12 protein-coding genes and 1 pseudogene are annotated in these 11,026 nt (G+C 68.7%); 10 read left to right on the top strand and 3 right to left on the bottom strand.

Features of this window, described 5'->3' with window-relative positions:
- Together A5713_RS07040 and A5713_RS07035 are read right to left on the bottom strand one after the other, a co-directional pair.
- Positions 1-280, bottom strand: a pseudogene (locus A5713_RS07040) (hypothetical protein); the annotation flags it as partial.
- Positions 281-319: 39 nt separating this feature from the next.
- A complete protein-coding gene (locus A5713_RS07035; protein WP_067925691.1) occupies positions 320-1,255 on the bottom strand; it encodes a hydrogen peroxide-inducible genes activator in 936 nt (311 codons plus the stop codon).
- 100 nt (positions 1,256-1,355) lie between these two features.
- On the opposite strand from A5713_RS07035, the gene A5713_RS07030 reads away from it, so the two are divergent.
- The 3 genes from A5713_RS07030 to A5713_RS07020 are packed head-to-tail and all read left to right on the top strand — an operon-like array spanning position 1,356 to position 3,822.
- On the top strand, positions 1,356-1,943 hold the full coding sequence (locus tag A5713_RS07030; RefSeq protein WP_067925694.1) for a peroxiredoxin: 588 nt from the start codon (positions 1,356-1,358) through the stop codon (positions 1,941-1,943).
- Positions 1,944-1,970: 27 nt separating this feature from the next.
- Entirely contained in the window at positions 1,971-2,507 is a 537-nt protein-coding gene (locus A5713_RS07025; RefSeq protein WP_067925697.1) for an alkyl hydroperoxide reductase, read from the top strand.
- A gap of 4 nt (positions 2,508-2,511) precedes the next feature.
- A complete protein-coding gene (locus A5713_RS07020) occupies positions 2,512-3,822 on the top strand; it encodes an alpha-amylase family protein (RefSeq protein ID WP_068093990.1) in 1,311 nt (436 codons plus the stop codon).
- Here A5713_RS07020 and A5713_RS07015 read toward each other — a convergent pair.
- A complete protein-coding gene (locus A5713_RS07015; RefSeq protein WP_067925703.1) occupies positions 3,808-4,245 on the bottom strand; it encodes a DUF1810 domain-containing protein in 438 nt (145 codons plus the stop codon). The two genes, A5713_RS07020 and A5713_RS07015, sit on opposite strands and share 15 nt — an antisense overlap.
- A gap of 19 nt (positions 4,246-4,264) precedes the next feature.
- Between A5713_RS07015 and A5713_RS07010 the strand changes: the two genes are divergently transcribed.
- The 7 genes from A5713_RS07010 to A5713_RS06980 all read left to right on the top strand — a co-directional run bounded on the left by A5713_RS07010 (position 4,265) and on the right by A5713_RS06980 (position 10,983).
- Positions 4,265-5,524, top strand: coding sequence for an alpha-hydroxy acid oxidase (locus tag A5713_RS07010; RefSeq protein ID WP_102417474.1), 1,260 nt, complete (start codon positions 4,265-4,267; stop codon positions 5,522-5,524).
- Between the two features lie 121 nt (positions 5,525-5,645).
- A complete protein-coding gene (gene lon / locus A5713_RS07005) occupies positions 5,646-7,967 on the top strand; it encodes an endopeptidase La (protein WP_068093985.1) in 2,322 nt (773 codons plus the stop codon).
- Between the two features lie 317 nt (positions 7,968-8,284).
- A complete protein-coding gene (locus A5713_RS29075) occupies positions 8,285-8,773 on the top strand; it encodes a hypothetical protein (protein ID WP_068093982.1) in 489 nt (162 codons plus the stop codon).
- Positions 8,774-8,862: 89 nt separating this feature from the next.
- Positions 8,863-9,240, top strand: coding sequence for a nitroreductase family deazaflavin-dependent oxidoreductase (locus A5713_RS06995; RefSeq protein WP_068093979.1), 378 nt, complete (start codon positions 8,863-8,865; stop codon positions 9,238-9,240).
- Between the two features lie 8 nt (positions 9,241-9,248).
- Positions 9,249-9,581 (top strand): TfoX/Sxy family protein, encoded by a 333-nt coding sequence (locus tag A5713_RS06990; RefSeq protein WP_068093976.1) that lies wholly within the window; start codon positions 9,249-9,251, stop codon positions 9,579-9,581.
- Positions 9,582-9,625: 44 nt separating this feature from the next.
- Entirely contained in the window at positions 9,626-10,261 is a 636-nt protein-coding gene (locus A5713_RS06985; RefSeq protein WP_068093974.1) for an endonuclease, read from the top strand.
- On the top strand, positions 10,258-10,983 hold the full coding sequence (locus A5713_RS06980) for a DUF72 domain-containing protein (RefSeq protein WP_068093971.1): 726 nt from the start codon (positions 10,258-10,260) through the stop codon (positions 10,981-10,983). The genes A5713_RS06985 and A5713_RS06980 overlap by 4 nt, the downstream gene beginning before the upstream one ends.
- The last annotated feature ends 43 nt before the right edge of the window (positions 10,984-11,026 follow it).

The raw sequence follows: 11,026 nt of genomic DNA, 5'->3' as shown, positions 1-11,026 counted from the left end.
GGTACGCGGCAAACTGCTCGCATTCGGCCTCGAGCAGCGTGAGAGCCGCCGCCATCTGCTCGCCGTAGCACTGTTGGGTCCACACGCTCACCACCGCTGCGACCGGCGGATCCAGCGTCGTCAGCGTCATCAGCGAATGGCGCACCGCGTCGTCGCGGACGTTGACCGACAGCCCCGGCAGACCCAGCGCCAACAGGGCGTCGGCGACGGGGCCCCGCTGGCGGGCGCACCACTGTTCGTCCGAATCGGAACGCATGAGCACGGCGATGACCTTTTCCATAGGCAGAACCTACCCGCCGGCTGGACGGCCTGGGCCGGGCTATTTGACCAGCCGCACCTGGTGTTCGCCGCTGATCAGGGTGCCGATGGTCTGCGCCAGCTGCCGGTAGGACTCGTCGCGGCCGCTGGACGAGCGGTACACCAGGCCGATGCGCCGTCCGGGTCGCGGCGCGGCGAACTGCGCCAGGCCGAGGCGGCTGCGCGTCGCCTCGACCGGTACCGCGCTCTGCGGAATGAGCGTGACCCCCAGCCCGCCGGTCACGCATTGGACGGCGGTGGCCAACGAGGCCGCGCGGGTGTTGGCCAGCTCCGCTCGAACGCCCGCCTTGTGGCACACCTCCAGGGCCTGATCGCGCAGGCAGTGCCCCTCTTCCAGCAGCAGCAAGGGCAGGTCGGCCAATGCCGTGGTCGGCACCCGCCGTTTTCCCGACAGCGGGTGTCCGGGCGGCAGCGCGAGGACGAAGTCCTCGTCGTAGATCGGGATCGCGGTGACGCCGCCGGCGTCGGCGGGCAGCGCGATCAGCGCCGCGTCCAGCGCCCCTTCCCGCAGCACCGTCAACAGTCGTTCGGTCTGGTCTTCCGTCACCCGCAACGTCATCCCGGGAAATTGCTCGGCGAGGCCGGCCAGCACGGTCGGCAGGACGTAGGGCGCCACCGTCGGGATCAGCCCGAGCCGCATGCCGGCCTGCAGTGGGTAGGACGAGCCGGCGGCGGCGGCGGAGAACGCATCCACCGCCTCGATCACGGCCTGGGCCCGCGGCAGCAGCTCCGCACCCTCGGCCGTCAAGAGGACGCGCCGGGTCGAGCGTTCGATGAGCCGGGTGCCGAGCCCGGCCTCCAGCGCCGCCAGCGCCTGCGACAACGTGGACTGGCTGACGCCGAGAGTGGTTGCGGCGCCGCTGAACTGACGCTTTTCGGCGATGGCGACGAACGCGCGGAGCCCGGCGATCGTGGGCTGATAAGTCTTATCGGGCATACCGATAAGTATAGTGGGACATATCACCTTTACTTCAGCCAGGGCGAACGGCACTATAGGCAATGACCGCTAATCTTGAGTAAATCCAATAAGGAGCGACATGCCTCTGCTGACCATCGGTGACCAGTTCCCCGCCTACGAGCTCACCGCGCTGATCGCGGGCGACCTGTCCAAGGTCGACGCCCAACAGCCCGAGGACTACTTCACCACCGTGACCAACGAGGACTACGAGGGCAAGTGGCGCGTTGTCTTCTTCTGGCCCAAGGACTTCACTTTCGTGTGCCCGACCGAGATTGCCGCGTTCGGCAAGCTCAACGACGAGTTCGCCGACCGCGACGCACAGGTCCTGGGCGTGTCGATCGACAGCGAATTCGTGCACTTCAACTGGCGCGCCCAGCACGAGGACCTGAAGAAGTTGCCGTTCCCCATGCTCTCGGACATCAAGCGTGAGCTGAGCCTGGCCACCGGCGTCCTCAACGCCGACGGCGTGGCCGACCGCGCGACCTTCATCGTGGACCCCAACAACGAGATCCAATTCGTCTCGGTCACCGCCGGTTCCGTGGGACGCAACGTGGAGGAAGTGCTGCGGGTCCTGGACGCGCTGCAGTCCGACGAGCTGTGCGCCTGCAACTGGCGCAAGGGCGACCCGACGCTGAACGCCACCGAGCTGCTCAAGGCCTCGGCCTAGTCACCTAAGGTCTGATGAGGAGGCGAGATGAGCGTAGAGAATCTCAAAGAGGCACTGCCTGAGTACGCCAAGGACCTCAAGCTCAACCTGGGCTCGATCACGCGCACGACCGAGCTCAACGAGGAACAGCTGTGGGGCACCCTGCTGGCTACCGCCGCGGCGACGCGAAACACCCAGGTGATCAGCGAGATCGGTGCCGAGGCGGCCGACATCCTGTCCGCCGAGGCATACACCGCGGCGCTGGGGGCCGCATCGATCATGGCCATGAACAACGTGTTCTACCGTGGCCGGGGCTTCCTCGACGGCAAGTACGACGACCTGCGCGCGGGATTGAGGATGAACATCATCGCCAATCCCGGCGTGGCGAAGGCGAACTTCGAGCTGTGGTGTTTCGCGGTCTCGGCGATCAACGGATGCCCAGACTGCGTGGCCTCCCACGAGCACACGCTGCGCGAGGCGGGCGTGAGCCGGGAGACCATCCACGAGGCGCTGAAGGCCGCCGCGATCGTCTCCGGTGTGGCGCAAGCGCTCGCCGCCTCCCAGACGCCGGCCACCGTCGGCTGACGCAGTGACGGCACCAGCCTGGGTAGAGCACGCGATCTGGTGGCAGGTCTACCCACTGGGGTTCGTCGGCGCCTTTCCCGCGTCGTCGGAGCCGCCGCAGCCGGACCAACACCGGCTGCGGCGGCTCGTCGACTGGTTCGACCACGCCATCGCGCTGGGCGCCTCGGGCGTCGCGCTGGGACCGATCTTCGCCTCGCGCACACACGGTTACGACACCACCGACCATTACCGCATCGATCCCCGGCTCGGTGACGACGACGATTTCGACCATCTCGTCGCCGAGGCCCGCCGCCGCGGCCTGCGCATCCTGCTCGACGGCGTTTTCAATCACGTCGGTCTGGATTTCCCCCGCTACCGCGAGGCGCCGACCGACGAGGCGGCCGCGCGCTGGTTTCGCGGGCGCCCCGGCCGTTTTCACACGTTCGAGGGCCACGCGGAGCTGATCACGCTCAATCACGACAATCCCGACGTGGTCGACTACACCGTCGACGTGATGACGCACTGGCTGCAGCGGGGCGCCGACGGGTGGCGCCTCGACGCCGCTTACACTGTGCCAGAAAGGTTTTGGGCGTCCACGCTGCCGCGGGTGCGCGAGCGGTTCCCGGACTCCTGGTTCGTCGGCGAGCTCATCCACGGTGACTACGCCGCGGTGGTGCGGGCGGCCACGTTCGACTCGGCCACCCAGTACGAGTTGTGGAAGGCGATCTGGAGCAGCCTCAACGACGGCAACTTCTTCGAGCTGGACTGGGCGTTGCAGCGACACGGCGAGTTCCTGGCCGGTTTCGCCCCGCTCACCTTCATCGGCAACCACGACGTCACCCGCATCGCGAGCCGGCTGGATCGCCCCGAGCACGTGGCGCACGCGCTGTTGATCCTGCTGACCGTCGGCGGCGTGCCCAGCATTTACGCCGGCGACGAGCTGGGATTCCGCGGCGTGAAAGAGGAACGTTACGGCGGCGACGACGCGGTTCGGCCCGAGTTCTCCTCTCCCCCACTGAAATTGGATGCCTTCGGGGCGCAGGTGTGGGCGTTGCACCAGTTCCTCGTGGGGCTGCGGCGCAGGCACCCGTGGTTGCACCGGGCGACGACCAGCCCGGTGCGGTTGCAAAACCGGCACTACGTGTACGAGACCCGCAGCGGGGACGACGCGCTGCTGGTCGCGCTGAACATCGACGACGAGCCGCTGAGCCTGGCGCTGCCGGAGGTGGGCACGGCCCAATGGAAGGTCATCGGGGGATCGGCGGCGCCGCCCCAAGAGGTGGTGGACACGCTGGTCGTGGAACCGCACGGCTGGCGGATTCTAGGCCCCGCCTAGGCGCGCCAGGGTCAGCTGATCCTGCCGGCCGTCGTAGTACTTGTCCAGAACCGCAAGGAAATCCTCGTTATCGTCGGTCGCGCGCGCAAAGAGCGTCATCGACGAGCGCAGCTTGAGGTCGTCGGGCGAGCCGAAGATGTCCCTCACCGATTTGCCGTGGACCTCGTTGACCAGTCGGGCGCACTCGTGCAAGCGCGGCCCGAGCACCTCGTGCCGCAGGTATGCGCGGGCCTCGTCGAGCGACGAGATGCCGTAGTGCACCGCCGTTGGGCTGCCGCCCAGGCCGCGTAACTGCGGGAAGACGAACCACATCCAGTGACTGCGCTTGCGCCCGGCGCGCAGCTCTTCGACCACGTTGCGGTACACCGGGCCCTGCGCCTCGACGAAGCGCTCGAGGCCGAACGGGTCGCTGTCCGCTTGCATGTGACTACGGTTGCACACTGTGGAATCCAAAGGACGGAAGGCCGCCAAACGGCGAGTGCCCAAGGTGCGTGATCTCGCGCCGCTGATCAAGTTCAAGCGGCCGCAGTTCGACGCGACCAAGCGCCGCCTCGACACCGCGTACACCATCGACGATTTGCGGCGCATCGCCCGACGGCGCACGCCCAGGGCGGCGTTCGACTACACCGACGGCGCGGCCGAGGACGAGCTGTCCATCGCACGCGCCCGACAAGCGTTCCGCGACATCGAGTTTCACCCGACCATCCTGCGCGACGTCACCAACGTCACCGCCGGCTGGAACGTGCTGGGTCAACCGGTGGTCCTGCCGTTCGGCATCGCGCCCACCGGCTTCACCCGGTTGATGCACACCGAGGGCGAGATCGCGGGCGCGGCGGCGGCGGCCAAGGCCGGTATCCCCTTCTCGCTGTCCACGCTCGGCACCTGCTCGATCGAGGACCTGGTGACCGCTGTGCCGCAGGGCCGGAAGTGGTTTCAGCTGTACATGTGGCGCGACCGCGAGCGGTCGATGGCGCTGGTGCGGCGGGCGGCCGACGCGGGTTTCGACACCCTGCTGGCCACCGTCGACGTCCCGGTCTCCGGTGCCCGGCTGCGCGACAACCGCAACGGCATGACGATCCCGCCGACGCTGACCCTGCGCACAGTGCTCGATGCGGTCCCGCATCCGAAATGGTGGTTCGACCTGTTGACCACCGAGCCGCTGGCATTCGCGTCGCTGGACCGCTGGCCGGGGACGGTCGCCGAGTACCTGAGCACCATGTTCGACCCGAGCCTCACCTTCGACGACCTGGAGTGGATCAAGGCCCAGTGGCCGGGCAAGTTGGTTGTCAAGGGCATCCAGACGCTCGACGACGCCCGCGCCGTCGTCGACCGCGGTGTCGACGGCATCGTGTTGTCGAATCACGGCGGGCGCCAGCTGGATCGGGCCCCGGTGCCCTTTCACCTGTTGCCATCGGTCGCCCGGGAGGTCGGCGAGCACACCGAGATCCTGCTGGACACCGGCATCATGTCGGGCGCCGACATCGTGGCGGCCATCGCGCTGGGCGCGCGCTGCACGCTTGTCGGCCGGGCCTACCTGTACGGCCTGATGGCCGGCGGCGAGGCCGGTGTCACCCGCGCGATCGACATCCTGGCCGAAGGCGTGATCCGGACCATGCGGCTGCTGGGCGTCACCTGTCTCGAAGAGCTGTCGCCCAAACACGTGACGCAACTGCGGCGGCTGGGGCCGATTTCGCCAGCGTGACGCTGGCCGCACACTCGGCACCGGATGTGAGCCCGGCCGCACACTCGTGACGGCCTCACTCCCCGGGAACAAACGGGCCCCGGCCTGGGTTGAGCGCATCAGACTCAGTTTTGGAGGATTGATGGCTGAAGCCAAATCAATGCCGGTGCTGTTCGTCACCGACACCATCGTGTTGCCCGGCATGGTCGTGCCGATCGCGCTCGACGAGGCCGCGCGGGCGGCGATCGACGCCGCCCAGGCGAGCGAATCCGGGCAGCTGCTGATCGCGCCCCGGCTGGACGACCGCTACCCGTCGCACGGCGTGATCGCCAAGATCTTGCAGGTGGGACGCATCGCGGGCGGCGGCACCGCGGCCGTCGTGCGCGGTGAGCGCAGGGCGCAGATGGGGACCGGCGCGTCCGGGCCCGGAGCTGCGCTGTGGGTCGAGGTGACCGAGGTCCCCGAGGTCGAGACGACGGACGAAATCAAGGCGCTGACCGCCGAGTACAAGAAGCTGCTGCTGGCCATGCTGCAACGGCGCGAGGCCTGGGAGATCGTCGACTACGTCAACAGGCTGACCGACCCCTCGGCGCTGGCGGACACCTCCGGCTACGCGTCCTACCTGTCCAGCGAGCAGAAGCGGCAACTGGTCGAGACGGAGGATGTCGCCGAGCGGCTGCGCGTGCTGATCGACTGGACCAGCGACCACCTGGCCGAGGTCGAGGTCAACGACAAGATCGCCGAGGACGTCCGCGAGGGCATGGAGAAGACCCAGAAGGAGTTCCTGCTGCGCCAGCAGCTGGCCGCCATCCGCAAGGAGCTCGGCGAGGGCGAACCCGACGGATCCGACGATTACCGCGCCCGCGTCGAGGCCGCCGACCTGCCCGAGAAGGTGCGCGAGGCCGCACTGCGCGAGGTCGGCAAGCTGGAACGCTCCAGCGACCAGAGCCCGGAGAGCGGCTGGATCCGCACCTGGCTGGATACCGTGCTCGACCTGCCCTGGAACGCGCGGACCGAGGACTCGACGGACCTGAAAGCCGCGCGCGGCGTCCTGGACGCCGACCACCACGGGCTGGACGACGTGAAGGACCGCATCGTCGAATACCTGGCCGTGCGGGCGCGCCGCGCCCAACGCGGCCTGCAGGTCGTCGGCGGCCGCGGCTCCGGCGCGGTGATGGTGCTGGCCGGTCCCCCCGGCGTCGGCAAGACGTCACTGGGCGAGAGCGTCGCCCGGGCCCTGGGCCGCAAGTTCGTGCGCGTCGCCCTGGGCGGTGTGCGAGACGAGGCCGAGATCCGCGGGCACCGGCGCACCTATGTGGGCGCGTTGCCGGGCCGGATCGTGCGGGCCATCGGCGAGGCCGGGTCGATGAACCCCGTCGTGCTGCTGGACGAAATCGACAAGGTCGGCTCCGACTACCGGGGTGACCCTTCGGCCGCCCTGCTGGAGGTCTTGGACCCGGCGCAGAACCACACGTTCCGCGACCATTACCTGGATCTGGACCTGGACCTGTCCGACGTCGTGTTCCTGGCCACCGCCAACGTGATCGAGAACATCCCGTCGGCCCTGCTGGACCGCATGGAACTGGTGCAGATCGACGGTTACACCGAGGATGACAAGGTGGCGATCGCCCGCGACTACCTGCTGCCCCGGCAGCGGGAACGCGCGGCGCTCACCGACGACGAAGTCACGCTGACGGACGCGGCGCTGCGCAAGATCGCCGCGGACTACACCCGCGAGCCCGGGGTCCGGCAGTTCGAGCGGCTGCTGGCCAAGGCGTTGCGGAAGGTGACCACCAAGCTGGCGGACGACAGTGGGCCGATCACCGTCGACGAGCCGGACCTCGTCGAGTACCTGGGCCGCCCGCGGTTCACCCCCGAGTCGGCCGAACGCACGGCGGTGCCGGGAGTGGCCACCGGCCTGGCGGTCACGGGTCTGGGCGGCGACGTGCTCTACATCGAAGCCGGCGCCACGGACGGTGAGCCGGGTCTCCAGCTGACCGGTCAGCTGGGTGACGTGATGAAGGAGTCGGCGCAGATCGCGCTGTCCTATGTCCGTTCGCACGCCGGCGAGCTGGGCGTCGACCCCAAGGCCCTCGACCGGCGCATCCACGTGCACGTGCCCGCGGGCGCGGTGCCCAAGGACGGCCCGTCGGCCGGGGTCACCATGGTGACCGCCCTGGTGTCGATGGCGACCGGACGTCAGGTGCGCTCGGACGTCGGCATGACCGGCGAGGTCACGCTGAACGGGCGGGTGCTGCCGATCGGCGGCGTGAAGCAGAAGCTGCTGGCGGCGCAACGGGCCGGCCTCTCAACGGTGTTCATCCCGGCGCGCAACGAGCCCGACCTGGATGACGTGCCCGCCGAGGTGCTCGACGCGCTGGACGTGCGGCCGATGACCGACGTCGCCGACATCGTCGCGCAGGCGCTGGAACCCGTGACGCAGGCTGCCACAGTCGCTGCGTGATCTGAGCCTGGCCGGGATGCGCGGCAGATTCGCTCGCATCCCGGCGGAGCGTGTCCGGCGTGCCGCGCGAGCGGGTGTTACGCGCCCTCGGGGTTCCTGCGCCCCGCCCGGCTGAGCCCCCGGGGTCCGCGATTCGTTGGACAACGGGACCGACCTGCGTGGACGCAGCAAATAGGGCGCAGAGGTTTTCCGCATCGAGTTGCCGGGTATTGGGTGGTTGGAGGTTCGACTGCCCGCAAGGGCGATGGGGTGAGCGAATCACCAAGTCAATGGTTCAGCTGCGAAGGCAGCCAAACTGCTCGACAAGGGGATTCATCATGAAGTTGAACAGAATCGCAGCCGGCGCGGTCATGGCCGGCACCATCACGTCCGCGGCCTTCGGAATCGGCGCCGGGATGGCGCAGGCCGATCCGATTGGGCCGAATATTCCGGGACCGAACGTGCCCGGCCCGAACGTGCCGGGCGGCGACCGGGACGTGCCGGGCCCCGGCCAATATGTGCCGGGACAACCGATCTGCAACCCGGGTGCGCCGGGCGTCAACTGCAACGCGCCGGGCAGCCCACTTCCTCCGGGACACGACCGGACTCCGCCGCCGGGGCACTACAACGACCCGGTCCGCTACGGGCTCCCGGCCACCTGGGTTCCGCCAGTGGGTGACCCCGACGGGACCCAGCTTCCCGTCGTCTTCAACCCGCAGCTGGGTCAGTGGGGCGTTAACACGTCCACTGGTTTCCAGGTGTTCACGCCCGCGGGCGGGGCGTCTGGTTCAGGCCAGGTCAACGGCGGGATCAACCCCGGGACCTAAAACGGCATAACGAGGCGGCCGCCCCCGCAAGGGGCGGCCGTTCTCGTTGCACGGTGACAGCGGCGGCGAGTTCGGCGTTGAATGGACCAGTGAGTCTCAAACGGCAAGTTGTCCACCGCGTGCAGCGTCTGCTCGTCAACCCGGTGGGCCGGCAGATGCCGGGGATCATCCTGGAAACCACCGGCCGCAAGAGCGGCAAGCCGCGGCGGACCGCCGTGGGCGGGCGCCTGGTCGGCAACGAATTCTGGATGGTCTCCGAACACGGCGAACACTCCGACTACGTCCACAACATCAAGGCCGATCCCGCGGTGCGGGTGCGTATCGGCGGTCGATGGCGCAACGGCACCGCGCATCTGCTGCCGGACGACGACCCCCTGCAGCGGCTCGGCAACCTGCCGCGCCTCAACAGCGCGGTGGTGCGCCTGATGGGCAGCGACCTGCTGACCATCCGGGTGGACTTGGACTGACGCCGGGCATGGCCTACGACGAGAAGCTGGCCGACGAAATCCGCGAGATCGTGGCCTCCGAGCGCGGCGTGGAAGAGAAACGCATGTTCGGTGGGCTCGCCTTTCTGGTCAACGGCAACATGTCCGTGGCCGTCAGCCGCCAGGGCGGCCTGCTGGTCCGGGTGCCGGCGGAGGACCTCGACAAGGTACTGCGGCGCGACCACGTCGGCCCGATGGTGATGGGGGGCCGTGATGTTCGCGGCTGGGTCCGGGTGGACACCGCCGGGCTGCGCACCAGGCGTCAGCTCCAGGTCTGGGTAACCCGCGGCGTCGGATACGCGCGCGGCCTGCCCCCCAAGTGAGCCGGCGAGGTTGGCCGGTACCCGCCGCGGGTACGTGATCGGGTATGCCCGCAAGCGCGCAGCTGGTGCGACGGCTGCTTGACGTTGCAGGGACCACCTATGCCGCCGAGGCGCGAATCAAGCTCGCCGACAAGCCGAGGCCACTGTTTCAGCTGCTGGTCATCTGCATGCTGGCCAGCAAGCCGATCGATGCCGCCATCGCCATGAGCGCCGGGCGCGAACTGTTCAAGGCGGGCTTGCGCACACCGAAGGCGGTGCTCGCCGCCGATCGGCAGACCATGATCGACGCCTTCGGCCGCGCCCATTACGTGCGCTACGACGAAAGCTCGGCCACCCGGCTCACCGAGATGGCCGAACGCGTGCGCGACGAGTATTCCGGCGACTTGCGGGGACTCGCCGACCGCAGTCAGCGCGACATCGCCGCCGCGAAACGTTTGCTGAAGCAATTCAAGGGAATTGGCGATACCGGCGCGGACATCTACCTGCGCGAGGTGCAGGATGTGTGGACTTGGGTACGGCCCTACTTCGACGACCGCGCCACCAAGGCGGCCGGACAACTGGGTCTGCCCACGCAGCCGGCAAAGCTGGGAGCGCTTGCGCCGCAGGCCAACGCGCGGCTGGCCGCCGCGCTCATCAGGATGTCGCTGGACGACGACGTACGCAGGCAGGTGAGCGGTTGACCGTGCGGATCGGCACCTCCGGGTGGTCCTACAACCATTGGGCGGACGTGCTGTACGCGCCGGGCCTGCCCGCGGCGCGCCGGCTGGCCCGCTACGTCGAGGTGTTCGACACCGTCGAGCTGAACGCGAGTTTCTACCGTTGGCCGAAAGATTCGACCTTCGCCGGATGGCGCGAACAGCTGCCGGACGGCTTCAGGATGTCGGTCAAGGCGCACCGAGGGCTGACCCACTACCGCCGCCTGGCGTCCGCCGGGCCGTGGATCGAGCGCTTCGAGCGCTGCTGGGAACTGCTGGGTGACCGCAGCGGGGTGCTGCTCCTTCAGCTGCACCCCGAGCAGCAGCGCGACGACGCGCGCCTGGACGCCTTCCTGGACAGCATGCCGGCCTCGATCCGGGTGGCGGTCGAGCTGCGCCATCCGTCCTGGAACGACGCGGGGGTCTACGACCTGCTGGAACGCCGGCGCGCCGCCTACGTGGTGATGAGTGGCGCCGGGCTCGCCTGCGTCCCGCGGGCTACCACCGATCTGGTGTACGTCCGCATGCACGGCCCCGACCAGGACGCCATCTATGCCGGCAGTTACACCGACGACGAGTTGCGGTGCTGGGCCGACCGGATCGCCGCGTGGCGGGACGCCGGCAAGGACGTGTGGATGTATTTCAACAACGACCTGGGCGGACACGCGGTGCGCAATGCGCTGACGTTGCAACAACTTTTGCGGTGAGCCGCCCGAGTAGGCTGGGGATGTCGACGGCGGAACGGAGTGA

This window comes from Mycobacterium sp. E2497, assembly GCF_001668695.1.
Classification (GTDB): Bacteria; Actinomycetota; Actinomycetes; order Mycobacteriales; family Mycobacteriaceae; genus Mycobacterium.
Note: the sequence above shows the minus strand (reverse complement) of the source record. Positions and strands in the feature narration are given on the sequence as shown.

Excerpts from the sequence above, each read along its gene's own strand:
- A5713_RS07025 (WP_067925697.1), top strand. The coding sequence starts at position 1,971 with ATGAGCGTAGAGAATCTCAAAGAGGCACTGCCTGAGTACGCCAAGGAC.
- A5713_RS06990 (WP_068093976.1), top strand. The coding sequence starts at position 9,249 with ATGGCCTACGACGAGAAGCTGGCCGACGAAATCCGCGAGATCGTGGCC.
- A5713_RS06985 (WP_068093974.1), top strand. The coding sequence starts at position 9,626 with ATGCCCGCAAGCGCGCAGCTGGTGCGACGGCTGCTTGACGTTGCAGGG.
- A5713_RS29075 (WP_068093982.1), top strand. The coding sequence starts at position 8,285 with ATGAAGTTGAACAGAATCGCAGCCGGCGCGGTCATGGCCGGCACCATC.
- lon (WP_068093985.1), top strand. The coding sequence starts at position 5,646 with ATGGCTGAAGCCAAATCAATGCCGGTGCTGTTCGTCACCGACACCATC.
- A5713_RS07015 (WP_067925703.1), bottom strand. The coding sequence starts at position 4,245 with ATGCAAGCGGACAGCGACCCGTTCGGCCTCGAGCGCTTCGTCGAGGCG.
- A5713_RS07030 (WP_067925694.1), top strand. The coding sequence starts at position 1,356 with ATGCCTCTGCTGACCATCGGTGACCAGTTCCCCGCCTACGAGCTCACC.
- A5713_RS07035 (WP_067925691.1), bottom strand. The coding sequence starts at position 1,255 with ATGCCCGATAAGACTTATCAGCCCACGATCGCCGGGCTCCGCGCGTTC.